Origin of the sequence: Ovoidimarina sediminis, assembly GCF_032586175.1 — a bacterium.
Classification (GTDB): Bacteria; Pseudomonadota; Alphaproteobacteria; order Rhodobacterales; family Rhodobacteraceae; genus Ovoidimarina; species Ovoidimarina sediminis.
This window is the reverse complement of the sequence record NZ_JAWHTE010000016.1, coordinates 23,853-49,336: the sequence shown is the minus strand read 5'-3', so window position 1 is coordinate 49,336 and position 25,484 is coordinate 23,853. Positions and strand designations below refer to the sequence as shown.

The following is a 25,484-nucleotide window of genomic DNA, read 5'->3' as shown; positions in this document are numbered from 1 at the left end:
AGGACCATCTTTGGACGCTGGGGTCGACATGGTGTTCCTTTCACACTCTATCCGACGGCGGCGAGCGCCGGGCCGGGCCGGCTCAGACCGCTTGCATGGGTAAGAAGATCGGTGGGGTCGAGAATGAGGGCGATCTGCCCGTCGCCCAGGATCGTCGCGGCAGCGACGCCCGGCACGTGGCCATAGCTGTCTGCCAGCCCCTTGATGACGACCTGACGCTGATCCTCGATTCCGTCTACGACAAGGGCGGCCCGCTTCCCGTCTTCCTGCGAAATCAACAGGACAATTGCGCCCGCATATTCCGTTCGCGGTGGCGCATAGCCAAGCTCCGTTCCCAGATCGATGAGAGGCACGAACTGCTCGCGCACCTTGATCACCTGCGTCGACGGGCCAAGCTGCCGTGCATCCCCGTTCTGCAAAGACAGCGTCTCTGAAATCGCCGACAGTGGCATGACGAGCGTCTCTCCGGCGACGCGAACGACCATGCCGTCCAGAACCGCAAGGGTCAGCGGAAGCGAGATCGAGAAGGTCGTACCGATCCCGGCCTCCGAGTTGATGGAGATCCGTCCGCCAAGGGCGCTGATCGCGTTCTTCACAACGTCCATGCCAACGCCGCGGCCGGAGAGGTTCGACACTTCTTTCGCCGTCGAGAACCCGGGCAGGAAAAGCAGGTTGTCGACCTTGCCGTCACTCAGGTCCTGCCCCGGTGGGATAAGGCCCTTCTCCTCGGCGATGGATTTCACGCGCGCGCGGTTAATCCCCCCGCCGTCATCGGCGATCTCGATGACGACGCGGCCCGACCGGTGCGAGGCGGTCAGGGTGACGGTTCCCTCGGGCGGCTTGCCCGCGGCAACGCGCGCCTCGGTCGATTCCAGCCCGTGATCCACGGCATTTCGGATCATGTGGGTCAGCGGGTCCGACAGACGTTCGATCACGGTCTTGTCGATTTCCGTTCCTTCGCCATCGGTGCGAAGGCGAACCGTCTTGCCCACTGCGGCCGAGGCTTCACGCACGATCCGCGACATGCGCTGGAACAGCGATTTCACCGGCTGGGCACGGATCATCATCACACTGTCCTGCACATCGCGGGTGAGTTGCTGAAACTCGTCAAGCCCCGAGGCGATCTTGGTGTTGCCCGACATGCCCGAGGCGGCAATCGACTGCGACAGCATCGCCTGGTTGATCACAAGCTCGCCGACGAGGTTCACCAGCCGGTCGATCCGGTCGAGGTCGACCCGGACGGTGGCATTCGACTTCGCCGCAGGCGCACCGGCCCCTTGCGGTTTGCCCGCCGACGCAGCCTCCGGCGGGGCGGGCGGTTCCGCCATGGCCGGTTCGATCCCGGCGGGGGCCGCGGCGTCCTTGAGGGGGGCAGGGGGGGCCGGTTCGGCGTCTGCATCGGGCGCGGAGTCTTTGGGCGTGGGGCCGGTGGCCGCGTCGCCGTCCGCCGGGGGCGGCACATCGATGGTTTCGGGGCCGGTGGAGGCATCCGCCGCACGTACGGCGGATGCCTCCGCCGACCCCTGATCAGGGTCCGCTGAAGTTGCCTCCGGCGCGCCGTCGCCCCCTGCGGCACCGGGGTCATCCATCGGCGGCGCGTCCGCGATGTCGAGTGCACAAAGCCCCTGCGCGAAGTCGAACACCTCGCGGATTTCGGCCTCGCTCGCCTCGGTTTCCAGGGTGATCTCCCACGCCAGGCTGCTGGCGGCATCGCCGTAGGAATCGATGTCGGGAAAGTTGCCGATCAGGCACCGGATCTCCGCCGTCCCAAGATCGGCAAGCGCGCGAAGCAGGAAGAGCGGCTCGTTGCCGGATTGATAAAGTCCCGCTTCGGGGGTGAAATGAATGCGCACCCTGCGCGGGCCTTCGGCCGCGTCCGAAAGGGGCAGATCGCCCCCGACAATCGGCAAAGCGTCCAACTCCCCGCCATCTGCAGGGTCGTCGTCCAGCTCGAGCCCCGGCAGGTCGAGGGAGATGCCCATGGGCTCGAAGGTCACCTCTTCCTCCTCGCCGCCGCCAGCGTCGGGATCCTCGCCGGACAAGGCGCCAAGTTCCGCCAGAAGGCCGGCAAGATCCTCTGCGGGAAGCGTGTCGTCTTCCCGCGCGACGCGCACCAGATCGGAAAGCGCGTCACCGCATTGAAAAAACAGGTTGACCAGCGTGCCGTCGATCTCAAGCGCGCCGCTGCGCACCTGATCCATCACGGTCTCGAAGGCATGCGCGAAAGACACGAGTTGATCGAGGCCGAACGCGCCCGCACCCCCCTTGATCGAATGCACGGCACGGAAGGCGACGTTGATCGTCTCCGAATCGTGTTCTCCCGCTTCCATGCTCTGAAGCGCGTCCATCAGCGCCTCAAGCAGCTCCTCGCACTCTATGAAGAACGAGTCGCGGATTTCCTGCATCGGGTCTGACATCAGCCGGCCACCATGTTCAGCGCCTTGATCAGTTTTTCGGGATCGAAGGGCTTCACGATCCACCCCGTCGCCCCTGCATTCCGGGCGCGCGCCTTCAGATCCGCCGAGCTTTCCGTGGTCAGAACGATGATCGGGATGCCTTTGAAGGTTTCCTGCGAACGCACCGCGTCGATGAAGCCGAACCCGTCAAGCCGGGGCATGTTGATATCGGTGATGATGACGTCGGGTTCGACGGTATCCAGCACCGTCAGGCCTTCTTCCCCATCCTCGGCGAAATGCGAGGTGATGCCGGCCTGGGTCAGCGTGTACTTGAGCATGTCGCGGATGGTGCGGCTGTCGTCGACGGCCAGAACTGTCATGCCCATCTAAATCTCTCCTGAAAACGGTGGTTCGTTGTCGAGGTCCAGGATTCTGAGGGCCTCTTCGACGGCGGCGCTGGGCGCCTCAAGAACAAAGGCGTGGCGGTCGGCCTCCCATGAGCGGTGGGCAGCCAGAAGGGTCTGCGCGGCATGCGCGCCGAACTGCACCACCCGCGCCAGGTTGATGGTCACATCCGCGCCGCGCCGTGCGCGCAGGGCTTCGGCCAGCGCTTCTGATCCGCGCAGGTCCAGCTTCATGTCGGGTTCGATTGCCGTCATCGCATCCGCCCCCGCACGCGCCCCGCTGTCGATCGCACAGTCATGGAAACTCCCGTGATGCCTCACCGAAGTCGTGCTTACGGATGATCCGTTAAAGCGGCGTTACGAAGGCCCGCCTCAGACGGCGCGGGCAAGCCTGTCCAGATGCGCGGCCGATCCGATCAGTGCGGCATAATCGTCTTCGATCACCCAGACGCCGAACTGCCCCATGAACTCGGTGAACCGGCCCTTGTCCCGGAACGCTTCGATGAAGCCGAACCGCCCGAAATAGGGGGCCATGGCGCGGGCCACGCCGCCGGCAAGAAACACGCCGCCGAAGGGCAGGTGGTCAAGCGCCTGATTCCCGGCAACCCGGCCCAGCATGCGCACGAAAATCGCAACGGTTTCGGCCGACCGGGGATGCCCGTCCTTGCCCATCCGGTCCATGATTTCCGCGGCGCTTGCGCTCCGCGGATCGCCCGCCTCTTCCCCAAGCCAGGCATAAACGCGCTCAAGTCCGCGCCCTGACAGAACCTCTTCGACGGCGGCGAATCCGTGCGCCTTCTCGATATAGCGGCACAGGCGAAGCTCGGCCTCGTTGCTGATCGGCAGGTTGCCATGCCCCGCCTCGGACGGGGCCACAAGCCGCGCCTCGCCCGCATTGTGTACCGGCGCCACGTTGAATCCTGTGCCAACCCCGATCACCAGTTGCGAGGCATTCGGCGCGGGCTCCGCCCCCTCAACCACCTGGTGCAGGTTCTCCGCCGCGATCCGGCCAAGGGCATGGCCCTGTGCCTGAAGGTCGTTCAGCACGGCGGTGAAATCCGCTCCCGTGGCGGCGGCCAGCGTCTCGCGGTCGATCGTCCAGTCCAGGTTCGTGAGCGTGCCCCGGCCATCGCGGACCGGCCCGGCAATCGCCACCGACGCGGCCTTGCAGGCGAACGCGCCATGCTCGCCCACATAGGCGCGCAGCACGTGTTCAAGCCCCGGATACTCGGCATTGCGGAACCGGCGGATCGTCTCGGGCAAAAGTGTCGGCCCGGCGGCCAGCCCGACGCGCGTGTTCGTGCCGCCGATATCGGCCACAAGGGCGTCAGCGTGGTCGGGGTGGGGCAAGGCGGTCATCGGGCGTCCTTCATCGGGCCATTGCCCGTGCCAGCGCGTGATAGGATGCTTTCGGGGTTCGCTTCAAGCTTTCGAGATCCACATGAACGAGGCCGAAGCGTTTCTCGTACCCAAGCGCCCATTCGTAATTGTCGAGCAACGACCACAGGTAATAGCCTTGAACGGGCACGCCCGCCTGGATCGCGCGGCGCACCGCACCAAGATGCGCCTCGATATAGGCGCCGCGCACCGGGTCATCGACGGTGCCGCCCGGTGCCATCACATCGGGCGCGGCCATGCCGTTTTCGGTGATGTAGATCGGCAGGCCCTTCGAATAGTCCGCATGCGTCCGGTTCAGGAAGTACTCTAGCCCCTCGGGATAGATCTCCCAGCCCATCTCGGTTTTCGGAAGCGGGCCCGAAACCTCCGTGTGCGCGGGCCATGGCCCTTCCGCCGGGGCAAGGATCTTGCGTGTGTAATAGTTGATACCGCACCAGTCGAGCGGCGCGCCGATCAGATCGAAATCCGCGTCCCATCCCTTCGGCAGGTGCGGCTCCAGCCCGTCGAGCACGTTCCGGGGGTAGCTTTTCCGGAAAACACCCGAAAGGAAGAAGAGGTTGTAATACCCGTCATAAAGCTCGGCGGCCTCCCGTGCCGCGTCGCTCGGATCGACGGGCTGGGCATATTCCATGTTGAAGACGCCGCCCAGGTTCGGCTGCCCGCGCGCGCGCATCGCCGCGATGGCGGTGCCATGCGCCACCAGCACATGATGCATCGCCCGCGCGGTCGCGCGGATATCCCGAAGCCCCGGCGCATGCAGGCCCAGGAAATGCGAGATCCAGGCAACGCAGATCGGCTCGTTGATCGGCGCGACCGACCAGATCCTGTCGCCGATCCGGGCCAGGATCGTGTCGGCATAATCGGTGAACCAGTTCGCGATGTCGCGGTTCTGCCAGCCGCCGAGGTCGGCAAGCGGGGAGGGGAGTTCCCAGTGATAGAGCGTCAGCGCGGGCTTCAGCCCCCGCGCCAGCATCCCGTCGACCAGCCGGTCATAGAAGTCGAGGCCCTCAACGTTGGCCGCCCCGCGTCCTTCGGGCAGCACGCGCGCCCAGCTTGTCGAAAAGCGGTAGACGTCCAGCCCGGCGGCGGCCACGAGATCGAGGTCTTCCTCCCAGCGGTGATAGTGATCGATCGCGCGGCGCCCGTCCTCTGCCCGCACCACGTTGCCGGGGGTGGCGGCGAAGCTGTCCCAATGGGTTGCGCCGGCGCCGCCGAATCCATGCCCCTCGATCTGGTAGGAGGATGTCGCCGTTCCGAAGAGGAACCCCTCGGGAAAATCGCTGCGGGAAATCTCCATGGTGCATCCTTGTGATCGGGCCCGGGGGCCCTGTTGGCGCGTCTCAGCCCGGCTGACCGGCCTGCTCGGGCACCCGAATCCGGGGGCCTGTCGATTCGCCGACGATGAAATCGGTGTTCAGCATCGTTTGCGACAGCTTTCCAGGCGTCTCGATCAATTCGATCAGCGTCGCCGCGGCGATCCGGCCCGCCTCGCGCACGGAGGAGCGGAGCGCGGTGAAGATCGCCGTCTCTCCTCCGTTGCGGAAATAGGACAGGTCATCGTCATGGGTGATGAGAGAAATGTCGCGGCCCATCCGCAGGCCCGCGCCTTCCACCGCCCGGCGGATCCCGAAGGCCGAAATCGTGGAGGCGGTGACAAAGGCCGTCGGCGGATCCTTCAGTGCCAGAAGTTCGCGCGCGGCCTCGAACCCGTAGCCTTCGGTCATCTCGTCCGATCGCATCAGCGCCGGATCGATCCCGATCCCCCGTGCCTTCAGGCCTTCGGTGAACCCGGCGCGCCGGCGCACGGCGAAATCCATCGTTTCAAGCCCGTTGATCAGCGCGATCCGGCGATGCCCGAGATCGGCCAGAAACTCCGCGGCGCGCCGGAACGAGCGCTTGTTGTCCACATCGACCCAGCTGTAGGGCGCGTCGATCTCGGACGAGCGGCCATGCACGACGAAGGGCAGCTTCAACTCGCTCAGAAGGGCGATCCGCGGGTCCCGGCTCTTGGGCGCGTGAACGATCACTCCGTCTGCCGATCGCCGCGCGGCGATATCGCGGTAAAGCTGTTCCTGGCCGCTGTCGCTGACGACCGTCAGGCTGATGTCATAGCCGCGCGGCAGATAGGCCTCCGACGCCCCTGCGATGAAATCGGCGAAGACCGGGTTCACCATCTCGTGGCGGTCGGAGATCGGGATCACGTGGGCGATCGTCATCGACCGGCCGGTGGCAAGGCTCTTGGCGCGTGTGTTGGGGCGGTAATTGTGGCGCTCTGCCGCGGCCAGCACCCGCAGGCGCGTTTCCTCCGCAACTTCCGGATAGCCGTTCAAAGCCCGGCTCACAGTCGTCTGCGACAGGCCAAGATGCTTCGCCAACTCCCTGAGATTCATCGTTAATCCATCTTCAAACCGCTTTGGCTCCGGCTTGACATTAGCGCCCGCCGCCACCGCCGTCAAAGGGGCCGTTTGCAGTCATCCCAAAATGAAGGCAGAAAAAATATATGTTTTACAAGGGAAGGCGCGATTGTTTGTTTGACAAGGCTCTATGTTTGAGCGACGGTCCTGCCATCCAAAGCGCTTTGACAAACGGCCCGAACGGGCAAAACGGCGCGGGACACATGCGTGGGAGGAAAAACATGCATAAGAAACTGATCGGCAGCGCTGCGGCGCTGGCATTGCTTGCAGGCGCGGCACAGGCCGGCTCGCATCTGATGGTTGCCCCAGGCGAGGGCGGCTTCAACTGGGCGAGCTATGAAGAATTCGCTGCGAATCACGATCTGTCGGGGCAGAGCCTGACGGTTTTCGGCCCCTGGCTTGCGGGCGAGGCCGCCTCGTTCGAGAATCTCATCGCGTTTTTCGAAGAAGCGACAGGCGCGGATGCGGCCTATACGGGCTCGGATTCGCTCGAGCAGCAAATTCTCATTGATGCCGAGGCAGGCTCGGCACCTGATCTGACCGTGTTTCCGCAGCCGGGGCTGGCTCAGAACATGGCCGCACGCGGCTTCCTGACGCCACTTCCCGAGGGGACGGCCGACTGGGTGCGCGAGAACTTTGCCGCCGGTCAGTCGTGGGTCGATCTCGGAACCTACAGCGATCCCGACGGAAACGACGCCCTCTACGGTTTCTTCTTCAATGTGAACGTCAAGTCGCTCGTCTGGTACATCCCTGAAAATTTCGAGGACTTTGACTACGAAGTCCCGGAAACCATGGAAGAGTTCGTGGCGCTGATGGACCAGATGGTGGCTGACGGTGAAACGCCGCTTTGCCTGGGTCTCGGTTCTGGAGGTGCGACCGGCTGGCCTGCGACCGACTGGGTCGAAGACCTGATGCTGAGGATGCATCCCCCGGAGGTGTACGATGCATGGGTATCGAACGACATGCCGTTCACGGACCCGAGAGTCATCGAGGTCCTTGAGCAGTACAGGGCGCTGACCGGAAATGACGACTATGTTGCAGGTAATGCCAACGATACGGCCGCAGTCGATTTTCGTGACAGCCCCAAGGGTCTGTTCGACAGCCCGCCGCAGTGCATGATGCACCGTCAGGCCTCGTTCATCCCTGCCTACTTTCCTGAAGGCACCATGTTGGGCGAGGATGCCGACTTCTTTTACTTCCCGGCATTTTCGGAAAAGGATCTCGGCACCCCGGTTCTCGGGGCGGGTACGCTTTTCGCGATCACGAGCGAAAATCCCGCGGCAAATGTCTTTGTCGAGTTCCTGAAGACACCCTTCGCGCATGAAATCATGATGGCGCAGGATGGCTTCCTGACCCCGCATCTTCAGGCGGATCCGGCAAACTATTCGAACGATACGCAGCGGGGGCAAGGCGAGATCCTGACCAACGCGACGACCTTCCGCTTCGACGGCTCCGATCTGATGCCGGGCGGCGTGGGCGCAGGCTCCTTCTGGACGGGCATGGTCGATTTCTCGTCGGGCTCCAAGGACGCCGCCACCGTGGCGCAGGAAATCCAGGACAGCTGGGACGCGCTCAAGTAAGCGCTTGATCCTCTGATCGCGGGAGATCCGGGCCATGCCCGGGCCTCCCCACCCATCGGGAACCACATAGCCAGGGGAGGGGCCGCCATGCATCCGGCGTTACAGGGCCTGCTGACCATCGTGATCGGGGTCGGAGGCTGTATCGGGTACTTCTACTTCTCGAACCAGTTCCTGGATAAGGTGCTCTTCCCGGCCAAGGGGCCGAACGCGGGGCGCAACATCAACCGCGCGAACATGATCCGGCCCTGGCTGTTCCTGTTTCCGGCGCTGTTCGCGCTTGGCCTCTACCTCGCCTATCCGGTGGTCGAGACGCTGCGCCTTTCGCTCACCGACCGCTCGCAGGGCGGGGCCTTCGTCGGCTTCGCCAACTACTCCCAGATGTTCGGAGAGCCGAAATTCTGGGAAGCGATGCGCAACAACATGCTCTGGCTGATCATCGTGCCGGCCTTCTCGACGGCCTTCGGCCTCCTCGCCGCACAGCTCACCGACCGGATCGCCTGGGGCAACATCGCGAAATCGCTGATCTTCATGCCGATGGCGATTTCCTTCGTCGGCGCGGCGGTGATCTGGAAGCTTGTCTACGACGTGCGCCCGGCGGGCGAAGGACAGATCGGCATCCTGAACGCCATCATCGTCTCCCTGGGCGGCGAGCCGGTGACGTTCCTGTCCGTCCCGTTCTGGAACAACTTCTTCCTCATGATCGTTCTGATCTGGATCCAGACGGGCTTTGCCATGGTCATCCTCTCCGCCGCCCTGCGCGGCATCCCCGAGGAAACCGTCGAGGCGGCCATCGTCGATGGCGCCAACCCCTTCCAGATCTTCTTCAAGATCAAGGTGCCGCAGATCATGGGCACCATCGTCGTCGTCTGGACGACCATCACCATCGTCGTTCTCAAGGTCTTCGACATCGTCTTCGCCATGACTAACGGGCAATGGGAGACGCAGGTTCTCGCCAACTACATGTACGACAAGCTTTTCCGCTCCAATGACTGGGGGGTGGGGTCGGCGTCCGCCATGGTCATCATGCTGCTGGTGACGCCGATCCTTGTCTGGAACGTCTACAACGCCCGGAAGGAGATGCGGTAATGGCCCGCGATCGGAGGAGCATATAATGGACGGTATTGCTGGCAAGAAATCCGGTCTCACCTGGGCGGTCCACATCTCGGTCGTCCTGCTCGTGGCGCTGTGGCTTTTCCCGACGCTGGGCCTTCTGATCTCGTCCTTCCGGACGGCCGATCAGATCGCGGCCTCGGGCTGGTGGGCCTCGCTGTTTCCCTCGGAACAGACGGTGCAATACCGCACCGGCGCCCCCGATACCCAGGTGCAGGAGGGCACGAGCTTCGTCATCGAAGGCAATGTCTTCGACGAGGCAGGCGAAGACCGCGCCGATATCTCCGCCTGGGGCACCAGTGCGCGCGACGTCTCTGCCTACGCGCCCGGCGACACGGCGGATATGGGCGATGACGGGCAGCTCACGCTTCAGGGCGACGGCACCTACCGCCTCGTGAACGATCAGGAATTCGAGGGCCGCCGGGGCGAGCGGATGTTCGTCACCAAGATAACCCCGCCGGAATTCACGCTTCAGAACTACCGAAACGTCCTCGGGCCCGAAAATCGCGAGGGCATGCTGAAGGCCTTCTTCAACACGCTGACGGTGACGATCCCGGCCACGATCATCCCGATCCTCGTCGCGGCATTCGCGGCGTACGCGCTGGCGTGGATGGATTTCCCGGGCCGCGCGCTTCTGATCGCCGCGGTCGTGGGGCTTCTCGTGGTGCCCCTGCAACTCGCCCTCATCCCGCTTCTGAAGCTTCACAACGAGGTGGGGATCGGAAAGGGCTATCTCGGGGTCTGGCTTGCCCATACCGGCTTCGGCCTGCCACTCGCGATCTATCTTTTGCGCAATTACATGGTCGGCCTTCCCCGCGACATCATCGAAAACGCCAAGGTCGACGGCGCCACGGATTTCCAGATCTTCATGAAGATCATCCTGCCGCTCTCGTTCCCCGCGCTTGCCTCCTTCGCGATCTTCCAGTTTCTCTGGACGTGGAACGACCTTCTCGTGGCGCTCGTCTTCCTGATCGACGCGACGGGAGAGACCACGGTGATGACGAAGCAGATCGTCGAACTCCTCGGCACGCGCGGCGGCAATTGGGAAATCCTCGCAACCTCGGCCTTCGTCTCGATCGCGGTGCCGCTGATCGTCTTCTTCGCGATGCAGCGCTACCTCGTGCGCGGCCTTCTCGCGGGGTCGGTCAAGTGAGTTTCGCAGAACCCATGCTCGAAGCGCGCTCGGTTCTCGCGCCGGATCCCGACTGGTGGCGCGGGGCGGTGATTTATCAGATCTACCCCCGCAGCTTCCAGGATTCGAACGGCGACGGGATCGGCGATCTGGCGGGCATCATCCACCGCCTGCCGCATGTTGCGGATCTCGGCGTCGATGCGATCTGGATCTCGCCGTTCTTCCCCTCGCCGATGCTCGATTTCGGCTATGACGTCTCCGCTTACCGCGACGTCGATCCGATGTTCGGCACGCTGGGGGATTTCGATGCGCTCATCAACCGCGCCCACGAGCTTGGGCTCAGGGTCCTGATCGATCTCGTCCTGTCCCACACCTCCGAAAGCCATCGCTGGTTCACCGAAAGCCGCTCGTCCCGCGACAACCCGCGGGCCGACTGGTATGTCTGGGCCGATGCCAAACCCGACGGCACGCCGCCCAACAACTGGCTGTCGATCTTCGGCGGCTCGGCCTGGGAATGGGACGGCGAGCGGATGCAGTACTACCTGCACAACTTCCTCGCCGAACAGCCCGACCTCAACCTCCACAACCCGGAAGTGCAGGACGAGCTTCTTGAAATTGCCCGGTTCTGGCTCACCCGCGGCGTCGACGGGTTCCGCCTAGACACGGTGAACTTCTACTTCCACGACCGCGCGCTGCGGGACAATCCGCCCCTCAGGCCGGAAGACCGGAACGACAGGACGGCCCCGTCGGTCAACCCCTACAACTTCCAGGATCACCTCTACGACAAGACCCAGCCGGAAAACATCGCCTTCCTGAAGCGCCTTCGCGCGCTCTGCGACGAGTTTCCCGATCGCACCACGGTTGGCGAGGTCGGCGAAAGCCAGCGTGGCATGGAAGTGCAGGCGGAATACACCAAAGGCAACGACCGGCTGCACATGTGCTACGACTTCGCGCTTCTGTCGAACGCAGAGCCGACGGGCACCTATGTCGCCGAGGTTCTGGAAAGGGCCAACGACATCGTGTCTGAGGGCTGGGCGTGCTGGGCCTATTCGAACCACGATGTCGTGCGCCACACGACGCGATGGGGGCTGTCGGAACCGGCACTTCGCGTCTACGCCGCGCTTCTCATGTCGATCCGGGGCTCGATCTGCCTCTACCAGGGCGAGGAACTCGGGCTGACCGAGGCCTATGTCGCCTTCGAGGAGTTGCAGGATCCCTACGGCAAACGCTTCTGGCCCAAGTTCAAGGGGCGCGACGGTTGCCGCACGCCGATGCCCTGGATCCGCGACAATCAGTATGGCGGCTTCACCGACGGCAAGCCCTGGCTGCCGGTGGCGATGGAACACCTGCAGCGCGCGGTGGGCGTGCAGTGGGACGATCCGGGCTCCACGCTCGCCTTCTACCAGAAGATGATCGCGTTCCGCGCGGCCCATCCGGCCCTCGCCAAGGGCACGCTCGATATCGTCGAGGCCGCCGACGACCGGCTGAGCTTCATTCGCGCACACGACGGCACGCGGCTTTTCTGCGCGTTCAACCTCTCGGGCGAAACGATCAGCTTCACCCGGCCAGAGGGCACGTGGCGGCAGGACAAGGGGGCCCCCTTCACGGCCGGGCTTCACAATGACATCGGCGCAGAACTTCCTGCGTGGCAGGCATTTTTCGCGATCGAAGAACAGGGCGACACCTGAGGAACGTGGCGGGGCGCACGGCTGACGCCCCGAGGGAGGAACAAAAAGATGGCTAACCTGAAGCTGACCGATGTGGGCAAGGCCTATGGCGGCACGGTCGAGGTGCTGAAAAACATCAACCTCGATATCAAGACAGGCGAACTCATCGTCTTCGTCGGGCCATCGGGCTGCGGTAAGTCCACGCTTCTCAGGATGATCGCCGGGCTCGAACAGATCACGAGCGGCACGCTCGAGATCGACGGAACGGTCGTCAACGACGTGCCGCCGTCAGAGCGTGGCATCGCCATGGTGTTCCAGTCCTACGCGCTCTACCCGCATATGACGGTCTACGACAACATGGCCTTCGCCCTGCGCCTTGCCAAGAAGCCGGAAGGCGAGATCCGCAAGGCCGTGGAAGCCGCGGCCGCGAAGCTCGACCTCACGCAATATCTCGACCGTCTGCCCAAGGCGCTCTCGGGCGGACAGCGCCAGCGCGTCGCCATCGGGCGCTCCATCGTCCGCGACCCCAAGGTGTTCCTTTTCGATGAACCGCTGTCGAACCTCGACGCCGCCCTGCGCGTCGCCACGCGGATCGAAATCGCGCAGCTGAAAGAGCAGATGCCGGAATCGACGATGATCTACGTCACCCACGATCAGGTCGAGGCGATGACGCTTGCGACCCGCATCGTCGTCCTGGCGAACAAGGGCATCGCCCAGGTGGGCTCGCCCCTGGAACTCTACGAACGCCCCAAAAGCGAATTCGTGGCCCAGTTCATCGGCTCGCCCGCGATGAACCTCCTCGACGGCGAGATCGTGGGCACCGGCGAACAGACCCGCGTTCAGGTCGACGGCGAGGGCATCGCGGTTTCGAATGTGCCTACGGAAGCGGGCGACATGGGCAAGCGGGTGCGCATCGGCATCCGGCCCGAGGATTTCGTCGAAACCGACGGCGAAAGCATCTATGACGGCCGCGTCGATTACATCGAGGCCCTGGGCGAGGTCACGATCCTCTATTTCGAGCGGCGCACCAACGGCGACCAGGTGCTCGCGAAACTCGCGGGGATCCACGACGAGGTGCGCGGCAAGGATGTGAAACTGACGGCGGACCCGGCCAAGGTTCACATCTTCCACGACGGCAAGTCATTGCTCTACCGCTGATCCGGCGGAGCGCGCGCCAGGCGCGCGCACACCTTCTGGCACTGCGTGCGGATTGGGGCCGTCTGCCCCCAAACCCCCGAGAGTGCTTTCACCAAAATGAACGAGGCGCCTTCATTTTGGTGAAAATACTCCGGGGTGCGGGGCGGAGCCCCGCATCGGTCGGCGCGCCGAAGGCGCGGCGAAACCGTTCCTGTCAGAGTGCCTTTTCCAGCCAGCCTTCTAGCCAGTGGATGTCGTACTCCCCCGCCAGGATATCGGCTTCGTCGAGCAGCGCGTGGAAGAGCGGCACCGTCGTGTCGATCCCGTCGATGATCAGCTCTCCAAGCGCCCGGTCGAGCCGCGCCAGCGCCTCGGGCCGGTCGCGGCCATGCACGATCAGCTTGCCGATCAGGCTGTCGTAATAGGGCGGGATGGAATAGCCGTCATAAAGCGCGGAATCCATCCTGACGCCCAGGCCGCCCGGCGCGTGATACTGGGTGATCCGCCCCGGGGAGGGCGCGAAATTCGGCAGCTTCTCGGCGTTGAGCCGCACCTCGATGGCGTGGCCGTTGACCTGAAGATCCTCCTGCCGGAATTCCAGCGGCAGCCCCGCCGCCACCCGGATCTGTTCGCGCACCAGGTCGACGCCGAAGATCGCCTCGGTCACCGGATGCTCGACCTGAAGCCGCGTGTTCATCTCGATGAAATAGAATTCCCCGTTCTCGTAGAGGAACTCGATCGTGCCCGCGCCGATATAGTTGATCGAGGCCACTGCATCGGCACAGATCTTGCCGATCCGCGCCCGCGTCTCCGCATCGATCGCCGGGCCCGGCGCCTCCTCGAACACCTTCTGGTGGCGGCGCTGCAGCGAACAGTCCCGCTCGCCCAGATGCACCGCGCGGCCCTTGCCGTCGCCGAACACCTGGATCTCGATATGCCGGGGCTGGCCGAGGTATTTCTCGATATAGACCTCGTCATTGCCGAAGGCCGATTTGGCCTCGGCCCGCGCCGTGCGGAAGGCGCTTTCAAGCTCGGCCGAGGTGCGCGCAAGCTTCATGCCGCGCCCGCCGCCGCCCGCCGTCGCCTTGATGATCACCGGATAGCCGATGTCGTCGGCCACCTTCATCGCGACTTCCATGTCGGGCACGCCGCCATCGGAGCCCGGCACGCAGGGCACGCCCAGCTTCTTCATCGTCTCCTTCGCGGTGATCTTGTCGCCCATGATGCGGATATGTTCCGCCGTGGGGCCGATGAAGGTGATCTCGTGGTCCTCCACGATCTGCACGAAGGCCGCGTTCTCGGACAGAAAGCCATAGCCGGGATGGATCGCCTGGGCGCCGGTGATCTCGCAGGCCGAGATGATCGCGGGCATCGACAGGTAGCTTTGCGAGCCGGGCGGCGGGCCGATACAGACGCTTTCATCCGCCATCCGCACATGCATCGCATCGGCATCCGCCGTCGAATGCACTGCGACCGAGGCGATGCCCATCTCGCGGCAGGCGCGGATCACGCGCAGGGCGATCTCGCCCCGGTTCGCGATAAGGATCTTGTCGAACATGATTACTCGACGATCATCAGGGGCGCGCCGAATTCGACCGGGGCGCCGTCTTCCACGAGGATGCGCTTCACAGTCCCGGCCTTGGGGGCGGGAATGTGGTTCATCGTCTTCATGGCCTCGACGATCATGAGCGTCTGGCCTTCGGAAACCGTTTCGCCCACCGAGACGAAGGGCTGCGCGCCCGGTTCGGGCGACAGATAGGCCGTGCCCACCATCGGCGAGGTGACGGCGCCGGGCAGGCTGGCGGGGTCGCCGCCGTCGCCGGCGGCAGGGGCCGGGGCCGCCGCCGGTGCGGCCGGGGCAGGCGCGGCTGCCGGGGCCGCCGCCACCGGTGCGGCGATCGCCACCGTCCCGCGGCTCACGCGCACGTTCAGGCTGTCATTCTCTCCGTATTCCCGCTTGACCTGAAGCTCGGTCAGGTCGTTCTCGCGCAAAAGCTCTGCAAGGGAGCGGATGAAATCCACGTCCGACTTAAAGGGCTTGTCCGCCATGTGCTGTCCCCGCTGATCACTGCCCCGGGCCCTGTCTGCCCGATCTTGTCGTTCCGGTATACGCGAGCGATTCCGAGGAGAAAAGCGTGAACCGCCCAAAGTTCGGGCAACCTCCGCCACCATCGTGGCATTACGAAAACGCCGGCGCGCCGCGGCCGTCGCCAAAAAATTTACCAGTTGATAAAAAAATTTCGCCTTGGCACTCTTCCCGAAGATACACGGCAGGACGGGGAGAGAGATGTCCAACAGCCCAACGACGCCCGGCATCGTGGCCGGCCGCCTTTCCGACGCGGCACTTGCCGAGAACTTCTCCGATCTGCATGCGCCCTTCGACGCCCACGAGGCGGCGGTGGCGGCGGATCGCTGTTACTTCTGCCATGACGCGCCCTGCGTCACGGCCTGCCCGACGGATATCGACATTCCGATGTTCATCCGCCAGATCCAGACCGGCCATGCCGAAGGCGCGGCGAAGACGATCCTCGACCAGAACATCCTGGGCGGCATGTGCGCCCGGGTCTGCCCGACCGAGACACTGTGCGAGGAGGTCTGCGTGCGCGAGGTGGCCGAGGGCAAGCCGGTCGAGATCGGGCGGCTCCAGCGCTTCGCGACCGATACGCTGATGGCGAAGGGGGTGCATCCCTTCACGCGCGCGGCCCCCACGGGCAAGCGCATCGCCGTTGTCGGCGCGGGGCCGGCGAGCCTCGCCTGCGCGCACAGGCTTGCGATGAAGGGCCATGACGTGGTGATCCACGAGGCGCGGGAAAAACCGGGTGGCCTCAACGAATACGGGATCGCGAGCTACAAGACGGTGGGCGGTTTCGCGCAGGCCGAGGTGGACTGGCTGATGCAGATCGGCGGCATCGAAACGGTGTACGGCGCGGCCCTCGGGCAGACGCTCTCTCTCGAAGCGCTGATCGAGGATTTCGACGCGGTGTTTCTCGGGATCGGTCTTCAGGGTGTGAACGCGCTGCGCGCGGAGGGCGAGGCGGCCGATGGCGTGCGCGACGCCGTCGATTTCATCGCCGATCTGCGCCAGGCCGCGGATCTGTCCGACCTGCCCGTGGGCCGCAACGTCGTGGTGATCGGGGGGGGGATGACAGCGGTGGACGCCGCCGTGCAGTCGAAGCTTCTGGGGGCCGAGACGGTGACGATCGCCTACCGCCGCGGGCAGGAGAAGATGCCGGCCAGCCGCTTCGAACAGGATCTCGCGTCCTCGAAGGGGGTGCGGATCGTGGCGAATGCCCGCCCCGTGGCGGTGCATGGTGCGGGCGCCGCGGCCGAGGTGGAGTTCGAATATACCCGCGACAGCGGCGGCGGGCTCGAAGGCACGGGCGAAACCTTCCGCATCCCCGCCGATCAGGTGCTGAAGGCGATCGGCCAGACGCTCGAGGGCGCGCCCGAGGGGCTTCAGCTCGACGGCGGGAAGATCGCCGTGACCGGCTCGGGGCGCACGAGTCGCGCGGGCGTCTGGGCCGGGGGCGACTGTGCCGCAGGCGGCGATGACCTGACCGTGACTGCGGTGGCGGAAGGCCGCGATGCGGCGGAAGACATCGACGCAACCCTCCGCGCGGGGTGAGAAACGTGGTATGAGTATTTGTGCCAAAATGAAGGGGTAGCCGAGATGCGAGATCCGCGACCCACGGGGCCTGAAAGGTGAGGCGGCCCGAGCTTCCGGCCGAGGGCGGCTGCCGCTGCGGCGCGCTGCGCGTGCGGATGACCGAGCCGCCGATGATCACCTCGGCCTGCCACTGCACCGGATGTCAGAAGATGACCGGCAGCGCCTTTTCCCTGACGATCACGCTGCCCGCCTCTGGGCTCGAGGTGATCCGGGGCGAAAGCGTTCAGGGCGGGCTGAAGGGCGACGAAGTCACTCACCACCACTGCCCGGACTGCCTGTCCTGGGTCTTTACCACCGCGAAGGGGCTTGAAGGTTTCGTGAACCTGCGCGCCACGATGCTCGACGATCCGACATGGTTCGAACCCTTCATCGAACTCCAGACGGCAGAGCGCCTGCCCTGGGTGCCGCCGCTGGCGGAACACGGGTTCGCGCGCTTCCCGGACGTGACCGACTACATGGCCCTCGCGGCGGACTACGCCGGGCATCTCGATGCGAAGGATCGCCCCCCCGGATGACCGATCCCAACCCCACCATCGCGGCTCATTATGGCCATGCCGGCCTTTATGACCGCATCCTCGCGGCCCTGGGCGCGGCCGGGCATGACGCCGGGGCACTCACGCCCGACCATCTGAAGCCGGTGGACGAGTTCCATATCGGCGGCGTCGCCGCGACAGAGGCGCTTCTTGGCCCGCTGAGGATCGGGGCGGGCACCCGCGTGCTCGATCTCGGGTCGGGCATCGGCGGGCCTGCGCGCTTCATCGCCACCCGCTACGGCGCGGAGGTGACGGGGATCGACCTGACCCCCGAATTCGTCGCGGTGGCAAAGCGGCTGTCGGATCTTGTGGGGGTGACGGCGGATTTCGTGGAAGGCAGCGTTCTCGATCTGCCGTTCGGGGATAACAGCTTCGATCTCCTGACGCTCCTCCATGTCGGCATGAACCTTCCCGACAAGCCGCGCCTTTTCGCCGAGGCCGCGCGCGTCATGGCCCCGGGCGCGCGCTTCGCCGTCTACGATGTCATGCGCTTCGGCGATCACCCCGAATTCCCGCTGCCCTGGGCCAGCGCGCCCGAAGGTTCGTTCCTCGATGCGCCCGAGGCCTATCTCGCCGCGGCCGAGGCGGCGGGCCTGGGCCTTCAGCACCGCGCCGACCGGGGAGAGGTCGCGCGCGCCTTCTTCGCCGATCTTCAGGCGAAGGTGGCCGCGGAAGGCGCCCCTCCCATCGGCCTGCCGATCCTCATGGGCGAGGACGCGGCGGCCAAGATCGGCAACATGGTGCGTGCGGTGAACGCAGGCCATATCCAGCCCGTCGAGATGGTTTTCGCGGCGGAGCCCACAGCATGAAGACAACCCGGAAAGGAGGCTGACCATGGCCGACCTCAGCACCAACTTCGTAGGGATCAAATCCCCGAACCCGTTCTGGCTCGCTTCCGCGCCACCCACGGACAAGGAATACAACGTCGTGCGCGCCTTCAAGGCGGGCTGGGGTGGTGTCGTGTGGAAGACGCTGGGGCTCGATCCCCATATCGTCAACGTGAACGGCCCGCGTTACGGCGTCGTCTACGGGGCCGACCGGCGCGTTCTGGGCCTCAACAATATCGAACTCATCACCGACCGCCCGCTCGAGGTGAACCTGCGCGAAATCAAGCAGGTCAAGCGCGACTGGCCCGACCGCGCCATGGTCGTCTCGCTCATGGTGCCGTGCGAGGAATGGGCCTGGAAGGAAATCCTGCCCAAGGTCGAAGACACCGGGGCGGACGGCATCGAACTCAACTTCGGCTGCCCCCACGGGATGAGCGAACGCGGCATGGGCTCCGCCGTCGGCCAGGTGCCGGAATATATCGAGATGGTCACGCGCTGGTGCAAGGCGCACACCCGCATGCCGGTGATCGTGAAGCTGACGCCCAACATCACCGATATCCGCTTTCCGGCGCGGGCGGCCCATGCGGGCGGGGCGGATGCGGTGTCGCTCATCAACACCGTCTCCTCGATCACCTCGGTGAACCTCGACACGATGAGCCCCGAGCCCTCGATCGACGGCAAGGGCTCCCACGGCGGCTATTGCGGCCCCGCGGTCAAACCCATCGCGCTCAACATGGTGGCCGAAATCGCCCGTGATCCCGAAACGCAGGGCCTGCCGATCTCCGGCATCGGCGGGGTCACGACCTGGCGTGACGCGGCGGAGTTCCTGGCCCTGGGCGCGGGCAACGTTCAGGTCTGCACTGCGGCGATGACCTACGGCTTCCGCATCGTCGAGGAAATGAAGCGGGGGCTGTCGGACTGGATGGATGGCGCGGGCTATGCGGGCGTTTCCGATGTGGTGGGCCGCGCCGTCCCCAACGTGACCGACTGGCAGTACCTCAACCTCAACTACATCACCAAGGCGCGCATCGATCAGGATCTCTGCATCAAGTGCGGGCGCTGTTTCGCGGCCTGCGAGGATACCTCGCACCAGGCGATCGTCATCAACGAGGGCCGCACCTTCGAGGTGATCGACGAGGAATGCGTGGCCTGCAACCTCTGCGTCGATGTCTGCCCCGTCGAGGGCTGTATCACGATGGAAGAGCTTCAGCCGGGCATGGTCGACAAGCGCACCGGCAAGGTCGTCGAGACGAAATACGCCAACTGGACGACCCATCCGAACAACCCCGCGGCTAAGGCGGCCGAGTAAGGGGGGGCAGGGCGCGCGGCCATCCGCGCGCCCGCTTTGCTCAGGCGATCATCTCGACGCCGAAATCCGACAGTGTCAGCGAGGTGTCCACGCCGTCCCAGGTGTTCTCGACCCGAACCGTGCCCGATCCGCCGACAAGCGCGAGGTCGAGCACCGTGGCGGTGCCCTCCTGCGTCGCCATCAGAAGCATCATCTCGATTTCCCAGTCCTCGACATCGTCGCCAACCTCGATCCGGTCCTTGCCAAGCTCGAAATCCATGATCGTGTCGTTACCCTCGAACCCGTCGAAAACGAAGGTATCGGCCCCGCCGATCACCGTCACCAGATCGGAATAGTCGCGCACGTCACCCCAGAGGATGTCGTCATTCGGGCTGCTGACCAGCGTGTCGTCGCCTCCCGTGACCGTCACGGCATGATCCGTCGACGTGACGGCGCCGAAATCGCCGATCAGAACGCTGCTGATCCCGTCTGCCTCGATCCGGTCGTTGCCGCCGGTGATCGAGGGGGTCACGTCGTCCCCGACCTCGGGCGCCACCTCGAAGGTTACCGTGATCGCATCGCCCACCAGAAGGTCGGTGGAGCCGATCCCGCCATCGATCGAATCGTTGCCGAAGGTCACCGACGGCAGATCGCTGCCGCTGTCGATCACCATCGTCACCGACATCGCATCGCCCGCGATCGTGTTCGTGCCGTTGTTGCCGCCATCGAGGCCGGGGCGGAAGTCGCCCTCGTCCCCGGCCACGACGACACCGCCATTGGTCACGACGAGATCCTCGAAATCGCCCGAGATCCGGTTATCGCCGCCGTCGCCGCCGTCGATGAAGTCGTTTCCGGCGACATACGGGGCCGATCCCGTGCCGCCCTCCGTCAGCGTTCCGTCGGTTTCCCCGAAGCCCGCATTCGCGAACCCGGATTTGCCCTTGCCGCTATCGGCGCCCGTGGTGTCGCCCAGATAGATCTCGTCGTGGCCAAGGCCGCCCGCGATCAGATCGCTGCCATCCCCGCCGATCAGGCGATCGTTGGCAGTGCTGTCGGACCGAACCTCGTCATCCCCACCGCCTGCATCGACATGATAGCCGACCGGCAAACCGGACGATCCGATAAACTCCAGCAATTTCAGATTGTTGCTGCCGCCGCCGAATTTCAGAAAGGCGACGTCTCCTTTGAAGGGCGAAGAAATCTCCCTTACGCGCATGATGTACTCCTGTTTCCCCAGAGCGCAAAACCGCACCAGATCGGGTCAACAGCGATGGCAGCGGGCCCGGCACGTCCATGCCAAGCCCATGAAATATCGGGAACAGTGCTGTCACCTCTGGCAGTCAGACCAGACCGGGCGGTCCTCGGAACTCCTTTTGCAAAGTCCAATCCCACCCGTACTCAGCACTGACACGACTGTATTGCCGCACGCTTTACCAGGCAAAGAAAATCCTTTGTAATCACAAGGACAATCAAGTGAACGAATGCGAACAATGCCTGGGGCGCAGGGGCGTGCAGGCTGTCGCGAAGGGGGGCACCACATGATCGAGCGGCTCGACCACATCAACATCCGCACCGCGCGCATCGACGCGATGATCGCCTGGTATGGCGAGGTTCTGGGCATGCACCCGGGCCCGCGCCCCGCCTTCGATATCCCCGGCGCCTGGATCTATGCGGGCGATCAGGCGGCGGTTCACCTCGTGGAGGTTCCGGTGCCGCCGACCGACCCGGGCACCGATCTAAAGCTCGAACACGGCGCCTTCCGCGCGACCGGGCTGAAGGAATTCCTTGCGCTTCTGGAGCCACGCGGCGAACGCTACGAACTCACCCGCATCCCGGATTTCCGGATCATCCAGGTGAATGTCTGGGATCCTGACGGCAACCACCTGCACATCGATTTCGATCTGGGCGAGGACGAGGCGATGCGCGCGGAGGCCCCGTGAAGGAAACCGTTCTCCCCGACACCCCCGATGCGCGCTCCCCGGCCGGGGCAGAGATACGCTTCATCATGGATGGCCCCGCCGGAAACATGATCCACAGCACGGTGCCACCGGGCCAGGTCAACCGCGCGACAATTCATGCGACGGTCAGCGAGTTCTGGCATGTCCTCGATGGCGCGGGCGAGATCTGGCGGCGGGACGGGGCGGAAGAGCGCATCACGCCGCTCACTCCCGGCGTCTCCATCGACATCCCCGTCGGCACGGCCTTTCAGTACCGCGCGGCCGCGGGCGTGCCGCTTCGCTTCATCTGCATCACCATGCCGCCCTGGCCGGGCGATCACGAGGCCACGCATCTCGACGGGCCCTGGGTGCCCACGGTCTGAGCGTCAGGATTTCGGCGGATCGCCCGTTTCCATCGGGGCCGCCGGATCCGCCGCCCACTCTTCCAGCGATCCGATATAGACGGCCACGTCCTCGAACCCCACACGTGTCATCGCGAAGGCCGACAGCGACGCCAGGATGCCGCCCCCGCAATAGGTGATCGCCCGCGCCGCGCGGTCGCCGGGCAAATGCTCCGCCAGCGCCGCGTCCGGCAGAAACCGCCCGCTTGCATCGAGAAGATCCATCCCCGGCTGGTGCTCGGCCCCGGCGATATGTCCGGGCCGGGCATACATCTGCACGTCGCCGCGGTAGATCTCGGCAGGAAGCGTGTCGATCACCCGCTGCGCGGGATCGCCAAGCGCCGCCGTCACCGCGTCCCGGTCCGCCATCAGGCGAGGCCGGGGGCGCGCCGTCAGGTGCCGCGCCTCCGCAGTCTCGGCCCCGCCGCGCAGAGCGCCGCCTGCCGCCGCCCAGGCCGCAAGGCCGCCGTCGAGCAGCGCGGCATCGTCATGGCCGATCCAGCGCAGCATCCACCAGACACGCGCGGCCCAGGCCTGGCCATTCCTGTCGTAAAGCACCACGCGGGTGCGATCCCCGACGCCGAGGTCCGCCATCGCCGCGGCGAATTGCCCGGGCGCGGGCAGGGCGAAGGCAAGGCGGCTTTCCGCATCCCGCAGCGCGCCGGTCAGATCGGCGAACCCCGCCCCGGGGATGTGGCTGTCTAGATAATCCGCGCGCCCGCTCTCGACGCGCATGCCGCCGTCGGGCAAGTCGATCATGCGCACCGAACAGTCCAGAACCACCGTGGCCGGATCGTCCAGCCGGGCGGCAAGCCAGCCGGGCGTTACAAGCTGATCCATGGGCGAAGGTTACACCGGGTCATCCGGTGAAACCCTGCGCCAGATCAATCAGCGCGCCACGTCCACCGTCGCCGTATCAAGCGGCATTTCGATCCGGCGCAGCGCGGCAACCTGCTCGGCGGCGCGTTCGCTCGCCGACGGCGGCACCTCGTAGGGATCGGCGGGCCGCGCCTCCGGTCGGGGCGACACGACCGGCGCCTGGGCCGAGCTGTCATCGGTCTGCTGTACAGGTTCGGCCGGCCCGGCCTCGACGGGCACGGCCTGCGCCGCCCCGCGCGCGCGGTCCAGGATCGAGGCTTCGAAAGCCGGCGGCGGCCCGGCCGGTGCGGTCGGGTCGGAAAAGACGGCCGGTGGAACGGCGGGTTCGGCACCCGGGTTCGGCGCCTCGGCCACGGCCTGACGCGCGCGGTCGGCGGCCTGAGGCGGCAGGGCGGGGCGCTGTGTTTCCGCGGCGGCCGGCCGCGCCGCCTCTGTCGCGGGCGGGCGGAAAGAGGGCGCGGCGTCGCTCTGCCGCACGTCACCTGATATCGGCGGGCCCGGCCCGCCGGGCGCAATTGGACCTATCTGGGGTATCATCCCACTCTCCTTTTCAAGCCCCCAAGCGAACCGGAGCCTAAGCTCAGTTTCTTGACGGGGTCTTAATATCCACAAGAGATTGCGGGAAAGGTTAACGGGGCTCCAGCGCCCGGCGGTAAAAGCCCGTCAGAAACGCCTCGGCCTCGGAAAACGGATCCGCCCCGCCGCCGAGGATGCCCCGCACCTGAACGTCGAAATCCGCGTAATGCTGGGTCGTCGCCCAGATCGAGAAGATCAGGTGATGGGGGTCGTGGGGCGCGATCCGCCCCGCCTCGGCCCAGCCCCCGATCACCGCCGCCTTCTCGTCGACCAGCGCCTTCAGAGGCCCTTCGATCTGGTCGAGGATGCGCGGCGCGCCCTGCACGATCTCGTTGGCGAAAAGCCGGCTTTCGCGCGGATAATCCCGCGCCATCCTCAGCTTCAGCCGGACATACCCCACGATCTCGTCCACCGGGTCGCCCCCCGGATCGAGCCGGCGCAACGGGTCGAGCCAGGTATCCATCAGCCCCGACAGAAGCGAGATGTGGATCGCCTCCTTCGACGGAAAATAATAAAGCAGGTTGGGCTTAGACAAGCCCGAGGCCTGCGCGATCTGATCCAGCGTCGCCCCCCGGAACCCGTGCTGCGAAAAGACATCGAGCGCGGCCTCGAGGATCACGCCGGTGTTCTTTTTCTGGATGCGCGTCTTCGGGGCGGGCTCGGTCATGGGGCGAGCCTTGCCCGGATTTTACCAACCGGTCAAATAGTTTGGCGCGCCCCGGGCCGTTTGCCGTGATTTCCAATTGACGCCTGCCGGGCTTCGTGGTCGCCTCCCATTTGACCGTTTGGTCAGATTCTCATCACGAAGGAGACAGCCATGCCCGCCCCCGGAGAGAACCTGAAAATCAACGGCGACCGGCTTTGGGACAGCCTGATGGAGATGGCGAAGATCGGCCCCGGCATCGCGGGCGGCAACAACCGCCAGACGCTGACCGACGAAGATGCCGAAGGGCGCGCGCTGTTCAAGTCCTGGTGCGATGCGGCGGGGCTGACGATGGGCGTCGACGAGATGGGCAACATGTTCGCCCGCCGGGAAGGAACGGATCCCGAGGCGCTTCCGGTCTATGTCGGCTCCCACCTCGACACCCAGCCCACGGGCGGGAAATACGACGGGGTGCTGGGCGTCCTGGGCGGGCTCGAGATCATCCGCACGCTGAACGATCTGGGCATCAGGACGAAGCACCCGATCGTGGTGACGAACTGGACGAACGAAGAGGGTACGCGCTACGCGCCCGCGATGCTGGCCTCTGGCGTGTTTGCGGGCAAGCATGATCGGGACTGGGCCTATGACCGGGTCGATGCCGAGGGCAAGCGTTTCGGCGACGAGCTGGAGCGGATCGGCTGGAAGGGCGATGAAAAGGTTGGGGACCGGAAGATGCATGCGTTCTTCGAGCTTCATATCGAACAGGGCCCGATCCTGGAGGCCGAAGGCAAGGACATCGGTGTGGTGACGCATGGCCAGGGCCTGCGCTGGATCGAATGCACGATCACGGGAAAGGAAAGCCACACAGGCTCCACGCCCATGCATATGCGCAAGAATGCGGGGCGGGGGCTCGCGCTGGTGACCGAGCTTGTCCACGAAATCGCGATGAAGAACCAGCCCAACGCCGTGGGCGCGATCGGCCATATCGACGTCTACCCGAACTCGCGCAACATCATCCCCGGCAAGGTCGTCTTCACGATCGACATGCGCACCCACATCCTCGACAAGCTGAACGCCATGGTCGCGGAGCTGATGGAACGCGCGCCGAAGCTCTGCGAGGGGATCGGCGTGGAATTCGCCGCCGAAATCGTCGGCCAGTTCGATCCGCCCGCTTTCGACGAAGGCTGCGTCAAGGCCGTGCGCGATGCGGCCGATCGCCTGGGCTACAGCCATATCGATATCGTTTCGGGCGCGGGGCATGACGCCTGCTGGATCAACGATGTGGCGCCGACGGCGATGGTGATGTGCCCCTGCGTCGATGGCCTCTCGCATAACGAGGCGGAGGAGATTTCGCCCGAATGGGCGGCGGCGGGGACGAATGTGCTGTTCCACGCGGTGGTGGAGACGGCGGGGATCGTGGAGTGAGCGGCCACGCTTCGAGTCCCACAGTCCCGGGCTTGACCCGGGACCTCTTGGCCGCGGTTGGACGAGGCCC

At 65.2% G+C, this 25,484-nt stretch carries 24 protein-coding genes; 12 read left to right on the top strand and 12 right to left on the bottom strand.

The window, feature by feature from the left end; translation table 11 throughout:
• Nucleotides 1–47: 47 nt before the first annotated feature.
• From RXV90_RS17245 to RXV90_RS17220, 6 genes are all read right to left on the bottom strand, one after another.
• Entirely contained in the window at nt 48–2,417 is a 2,370-nt protein-coding gene (locus RXV90_RS17245) for a chemotaxis protein CheA (protein WP_316650140.1), read from the bottom strand.
• On the bottom strand, nt 2,417–2,782 hold the full coding sequence (locus RXV90_RS17240) for a response regulator (RefSeq protein ID WP_316650139.1): 366 nt from the start codon (nt 2,780–2,782) through the stop codon (nt 2,417–2,419). Before RXV90_RS17240 ends, RXV90_RS17245 begins: the two co-directional genes overlap by 1 nt.
• On the bottom strand, nt 2,783–3,055 hold the full coding sequence (locus RXV90_RS17235; protein WP_316650138.1) for an STAS domain-containing protein: 273 nt from the start codon (nt 3,053–3,055) through the stop codon (nt 2,783–2,785).
• Nucleotides 3,056–3,172: 117 nt separating this feature from the next.
• Nucleotides 3,173–4,159 carry a glucokinase gene (locus tag RXV90_RS17230; RefSeq protein ID WP_410482379.1) on the bottom strand — a complete coding sequence of 329 codons (987 nt, stop codon included), beginning with the start codon at nt 4,157–4,159 and terminating at the stop codon, nt 3,173–3,175.
• 10 nt (nt 4,160–4,169) lie between these two features.
• Complete coding sequence (locus RXV90_RS17225) at nt 4,170–5,495, bottom strand: GH1 family beta-glucosidase (protein ID WP_316650137.1); 1,326 nt, start codon at nt 5,493–5,495, stop codon at nt 4,170–4,172.
• Between the two features lie 43 nt (nt 5,496–5,538).
• Nucleotides 5,539–6,588, bottom strand: a complete 1,050-nt coding sequence (locus RXV90_RS17220; RefSeq protein ID WP_316650136.1) for a LacI family DNA-binding transcriptional regulator — start codon at nt 6,586–6,588, stop codon at nt 5,539–5,541.
• Nucleotides 6,589–6,833: 245 nt separating this feature from the next.
• On the opposite strand from RXV90_RS17220, the gene RXV90_RS17215 reads away from it, so the two are divergent.
• The 5 genes from RXV90_RS17215 (at nt 6,834) to RXV90_RS17195 (ending at nt 13,259) form a co-directional block, all read left to right on the top strand.
• Entirely contained in the window at nt 6,834–8,192 is a 1,359-nt protein-coding gene (locus RXV90_RS17215; protein ID WP_316650226.1) for an ABC transporter substrate-binding protein, read from the top strand.
• Between the two features lie 87 nt (nt 8,193–8,279).
• Entirely contained in the window at nt 8,280–9,278 is a 999-nt protein-coding gene (locus RXV90_RS17210) for a carbohydrate ABC transporter permease (protein WP_316650134.1), read from the top strand.
• A gap of 25 nt (nt 9,279–9,303) precedes the next feature.
• Nucleotides 9,304–10,455, top strand: coding sequence for a carbohydrate ABC transporter permease (locus RXV90_RS17205; RefSeq protein WP_316650133.1), 1,152 nt, complete (start codon nt 9,304–9,306; stop codon nt 10,453–10,455).
• Nucleotides 10,456–10,469: 14 nt separating this feature from the next.
• A complete protein-coding gene (locus RXV90_RS17200) occupies nt 10,470–12,122 on the top strand; it encodes an alpha-amylase family glycosyl hydrolase (protein WP_316650225.1) in 1,653 nt (550 codons plus the stop codon).
• A gap of 48 nt (nt 12,123–12,170) precedes the next feature.
• Nucleotides 12,171–13,259 carry an ABC transporter ATP-binding protein gene (locus tag RXV90_RS17195; protein WP_316650132.1) on the top strand — a complete coding sequence of 363 codons (1,089 nt, stop codon included), beginning with the start codon at nt 12,171–12,173 and terminating at the stop codon, nt 13,257–13,259.
• Between the two features lie 193 nt (nt 13,260–13,452).
• On the opposite strand, the gene accC is transcribed toward RXV90_RS17195, so the two are convergent.
• Together accC and accB are read right to left on the bottom strand one after the other, a co-directional pair.
• Nucleotides 13,453–14,796: an acetyl-CoA carboxylase biotin carboxylase subunit gene (gene accC / locus RXV90_RS17190; protein ID WP_316650131.1), complete on the bottom strand. Its 1,344-nt coding sequence runs from the start codon at nt 14,794–14,796 to the stop codon at nt 13,453–13,455.
• Between the two features lie 2 nt (nt 14,797–14,798).
• Nucleotides 14,799–15,287 (bottom strand): acetyl-CoA carboxylase biotin carboxyl carrier protein, encoded by a 489-nt coding sequence (gene accB, locus RXV90_RS17185; protein WP_316650130.1) that lies wholly within the window; start codon nt 15,285–15,287, stop codon nt 14,799–14,801.
• Nucleotides 15,288–15,525: 238 nt separating this feature from the next.
• Here accB and RXV90_RS17180 point away from each other — a divergent pair, with 238 nt between their 5' ends.
• The 4 genes from RXV90_RS17180 to preA all read left to right on the top strand — a co-directional run bounded on the left by RXV90_RS17180 (nt 15,526) and on the right by preA (nt 19,574).
• On the top strand, nt 15,526–16,863 hold the full coding sequence (locus RXV90_RS17180; protein ID WP_316650129.1) for an NAD(P)-dependent oxidoreductase: 1,338 nt from the start codon (nt 15,526–15,528) through the stop codon (nt 16,861–16,863).
• 77 nt (nt 16,864–16,940) lie between these two features.
• Nucleotides 16,941–17,420 carry a GFA family protein gene (locus tag RXV90_RS17175; RefSeq protein WP_316650128.1) on the top strand — a complete coding sequence of 160 codons (480 nt, stop codon included), beginning with the start codon at nt 16,941–16,943 and terminating at the stop codon, nt 17,418–17,420.
• Entirely contained in the window at nt 17,417–18,247 is an 831-nt protein-coding gene (locus RXV90_RS17170; RefSeq protein ID WP_316650127.1) for a class I SAM-dependent methyltransferase, read from the top strand. The genes RXV90_RS17175 and RXV90_RS17170 overlap by 4 nt, the downstream gene beginning before the upstream one ends.
• A gap of 25 nt (nt 18,248–18,272) precedes the next feature.
• Nucleotides 18,273–19,574 (top strand): NAD-dependent dihydropyrimidine dehydrogenase subunit PreA, encoded by a 1,302-nt coding sequence (gene preA, locus RXV90_RS17165; RefSeq protein WP_316650126.1) that lies wholly within the window; start codon nt 18,273–18,275, stop codon nt 19,572–19,574.
• A gap of 40 nt (nt 19,575–19,614) precedes the next feature.
• Here preA and RXV90_RS17160 read toward each other — a convergent pair whose 3' ends face one another.
• Nucleotides 19,615–20,769, bottom strand: coding sequence for a hypothetical protein (locus RXV90_RS17160; RefSeq protein ID WP_316650125.1), 1,155 nt, complete (start codon nt 20,767–20,769; stop codon nt 19,615–19,617).
• A gap of 322 nt (nt 20,770–21,091) precedes the next feature.
• Here RXV90_RS17160 and RXV90_RS17155 point away from each other — a divergent pair, with 322 nt between their 5' ends.
• Both RXV90_RS17155 and RXV90_RS17150 read left to right on the top strand, forming a co-directional pair.
• The gene (locus RXV90_RS17155) at nt 21,092–21,493 is read left to right on the top strand and encodes a VOC family protein (protein WP_316650124.1); all 402 of its coding nucleotides are present in this window, start codon (nt 21,092–21,094) and stop codon (nt 21,491–21,493) included.
• Complete coding sequence (locus RXV90_RS17150; RefSeq protein ID WP_316650123.1) at nt 21,490–21,873, top strand: cupin domain-containing protein; 384 nt, start codon at nt 21,490–21,492, stop codon at nt 21,871–21,873. Before RXV90_RS17155 ends, RXV90_RS17150 begins: the two co-directional genes overlap by 4 nt.
• Nucleotides 21,874–21,876: 3 nt before the next feature.
• Here RXV90_RS17150 and RXV90_RS17145 read toward each other — a convergent pair whose 3' ends face one another.
• The 3 genes from RXV90_RS17145 to RXV90_RS17135 form a co-directional block, all read right to left on the bottom strand.
• The gene (locus tag RXV90_RS17145; RefSeq protein ID WP_316650122.1) at nt 21,877–22,731 is read right to left on the bottom strand and encodes a sulfurtransferase; all 855 of its coding nucleotides are present in this window, start codon (nt 22,729–22,731) and stop codon (nt 21,877–21,879) included.
• Nucleotides 22,732–22,779: 48 nt separating this feature from the next.
• Complete coding sequence (locus tag RXV90_RS17140; protein WP_316650121.1) at nt 22,780–23,307, bottom strand: hypothetical protein; 528 nt, start codon at nt 23,305–23,307, stop codon at nt 22,780–22,782.
• 91 nt (nt 23,308–23,398) lie between these two features.
• Nucleotides 23,399–24,013: a TetR family transcriptional regulator C-terminal domain-containing protein gene (locus RXV90_RS17135; RefSeq protein WP_316650120.1), complete on the bottom strand. Its 615-nt coding sequence runs from the start codon at nt 24,011–24,013 to the stop codon at nt 23,399–23,401.
• Nucleotides 24,014–24,163: 150 nt separating this feature from the next.
• On the opposite strand from RXV90_RS17135, the gene RXV90_RS17130 reads away from it, so the two are divergent.
• The gene (locus RXV90_RS17130) at nt 24,164–25,414 is read left to right on the top strand and encodes a Zn-dependent hydrolase (protein WP_316650119.1); all 1,251 of its coding nucleotides are present in this window, start codon (nt 24,164–24,166) and stop codon (nt 25,412–25,414) included.
• Nucleotides 25,415–25,484 lie beyond the last annotated feature (70 nt).

What these genes read in the sequence shown, in the direction of transcription:
- RXV90_RS17245 (WP_316650140.1), bottom strand. Translation starts at nt 2,417, where the DNA reads ATGTCAGACCCGATGCAGGAAATCCGCGACTCGTTCTTCATAGAGTGC.
- RXV90_RS17170 (WP_316650127.1), top strand. Translation starts at nt 17,417, where the DNA reads ATGACCGATCCCAACCCCACCATCGCGGCTCATTATGGCCATGCCGGC.
- RXV90_RS17140 (WP_316650121.1), bottom strand. Translation starts at nt 23,307, where the DNA reads ATGATACCCCAGATAGGTCCAATTGCGCCCGGCGGGCCGGGCCCGCCG.
- RXV90_RS17210 (WP_316650134.1), top strand. Translation starts at nt 8,280, where the DNA reads ATGCATCCGGCGTTACAGGGCCTGCTGACCATCGTGATCGGGGTCGGA.
- RXV90_RS17145 (WP_316650122.1), bottom strand. Translation starts at nt 22,731, where the DNA reads ATGGATCAGCTTGTAACGCCCGGCTGGCTTGCCGCCCGGCTGGACGAT.
- RXV90_RS17160 (WP_316650125.1), bottom strand. Translation starts at nt 20,769, where the DNA reads ATGCGCGTAAGGGAGATTTCTTCGCCCTTCAAAGGAGACGTCGCCTTT.
- RXV90_RS17195 (WP_316650132.1), top strand. Translation starts at nt 12,171, where the DNA reads ATGGCTAACCTGAAGCTGACCGATGTGGGCAAGGCCTATGGCGGCACG.
- RXV90_RS17225 (WP_316650137.1), bottom strand. Translation starts at nt 5,495, where the DNA reads ATGGAGATTTCCCGCAGCGATTTTCCCGAGGGGTTCCTCTTCGGAACG.
- RXV90_RS17220 (WP_316650136.1), bottom strand. Translation starts at nt 6,588, where the DNA reads ATGAATCTCAGGGAGTTGGCGAAGCATCTTGGCCTGTCGCAGACGACT.
- RXV90_RS17155 (WP_316650124.1), top strand. Translation starts at nt 21,092, where the DNA reads ATGATCGAGCGGCTCGACCACATCAACATCCGCACCGCGCGCATCGAC.
- RXV90_RS17200 (WP_316650225.1), top strand. Translation starts at nt 10,470, where the DNA reads ATGCTCGAAGCGCGCTCGGTTCTCGCGCCGGATCCCGACTGGTGGCGC.
- accC (WP_316650131.1), bottom strand. Translation starts at nt 14,796, where the DNA reads ATGTTCGACAAGATCCTTATCGCGAACCGGGGCGAGATCGCCCTGCGC.
- RXV90_RS17130 (WP_316650119.1), top strand. Translation starts at nt 24,164, where the DNA reads ATGCCCGCCCCCGGAGAGAACCTGAAAATCAACGGCGACCGGCTTTGG.
- RXV90_RS17180 (WP_316650129.1), top strand. Translation starts at nt 15,526, where the DNA reads ATGTCCAACAGCCCAACGACGCCCGGCATCGTGGCCGGCCGCCTTTCC.
- RXV90_RS17235 (WP_316650138.1), bottom strand. Translation starts at nt 3,055, where the DNA reads ATGACGGCAATCGAACCCGACATGAAGCTGGACCTGCGCGGATCAGAA.
- preA (WP_316650126.1), top strand. Translation starts at nt 18,273, where the DNA reads ATGGCCGACCTCAGCACCAACTTCGTAGGGATCAAATCCCCGAACCCG.
- RXV90_RS17240 (WP_316650139.1), bottom strand. Translation starts at nt 2,782, where the DNA reads ATGGGCATGACAGTTCTGGCCGTCGACGACAGCCGCACCATCCGCGAC.
- RXV90_RS17215 (WP_316650226.1), top strand. Translation starts at nt 6,834, where the DNA reads ATGCATAAGAAACTGATCGGCAGCGCTGCGGCGCTGGCATTGCTTGCA.
- RXV90_RS17205 (WP_316650133.1), top strand. Translation starts at nt 9,304, where the DNA reads ATGGACGGTATTGCTGGCAAGAAATCCGGTCTCACCTGGGCGGTCCAC.
- RXV90_RS17230 (WP_410482379.1), bottom strand. Translation starts at nt 4,159, where the DNA reads ATGACCGCCTTGCCCCACCCCGACCACGCTGACGCCCTTGTGGCCGAT.
- RXV90_RS17135 (WP_316650120.1), bottom strand. Translation starts at nt 24,013, where the DNA reads ATGACCGAGCCCGCCCCGAAGACGCGCATCCAGAAAAAGAACACCGGC.
- accB (WP_316650130.1), bottom strand. Translation starts at nt 15,287, where the DNA reads ATGGCGGACAAGCCCTTTAAGTCGGACGTGGATTTCATCCGCTCCCTT.